This is a genomic window from Bradyrhizobium sp. NAS96.2 (assembly GCF_001908235.1).
GTDB lineage: Bacteria > Pseudomonadota > Alphaproteobacteria > Rhizobiales > Xanthobacteraceae > Bradyrhizobium.
The window spans coordinates 1-529 of sequence record NZ_LGHK01000442.1; the positions used below are offsets into that span (position 1 = coordinate 1).

At 56.9% G+C, this 529-nt stretch carries 2 protein-coding genes; one reads left to right on the forward strand and one right to left on the reverse strand.

All coding sequences use genetic code 11. The annotated features are described in order from the left end of the window. A partial coding sequence (locus AC628_RS45025; RefSeq protein WP_210190351.1) for a hypothetical protein occupies positions 1-232 on the forward strand: 232 nt, incomplete at its 5' end. A gap of 45 nt (positions 233-277) precedes the next feature. Here AC628_RS45025 and AC628_RS41825 read toward each other — a convergent pair. After that, on the reverse strand, positions 278-529 hold a 252-nt coding region (locus tag AC628_RS41825; RefSeq protein WP_143202127.1), incomplete at its 5' end, for a transposase.

The following is a 529-nucleotide window of genomic DNA, read 5'->3' on the forward strand; positions in this document are numbered from 1 at the left end:
GACAACGACTCCTACTCAGAAGCTCAGGAGAGTTTCTGCATTGCATGGGAATTCCAAAGCGCCCGCCACTATCGGTATGTCGCGCCTGGCGGCGGATCGGAAATATTTTACTCAACCTACCTTGGCATCGATCCCGTTCGATGTCTCAGATGGGTCCAGGCTGTGTGAGAACCCTTTTGTCAATTGGCGGCGGGATGCCCGCATCGGTTTCGTTGCTCGTTGGGGCGAATGAGCCCCCAGATGGTCCTAAACGCTGAAGCGCCGGTACAAACGCCCCTTATGTCTGCATCGCTTCCAGCAGTGTGGCGCAGCCCAGAATCGCTATTACACGTTTCATGTTGTAGGCGAGCACATTAAGCGCCATCTCGGTCGCAACCTTGTGTCGTCTTCGCATCAGGAAGTGCGTCGCACCCATCCAGGCCTTGATGGTCCCGAACGGATGCTCCGCCGTCTGCCGGCGTAAGGTCATCTTGTTGGGGTCTTGATCGAGCCGGTGCTGAACCTTCTCCAGCACAGCCTCGTGCTCCCA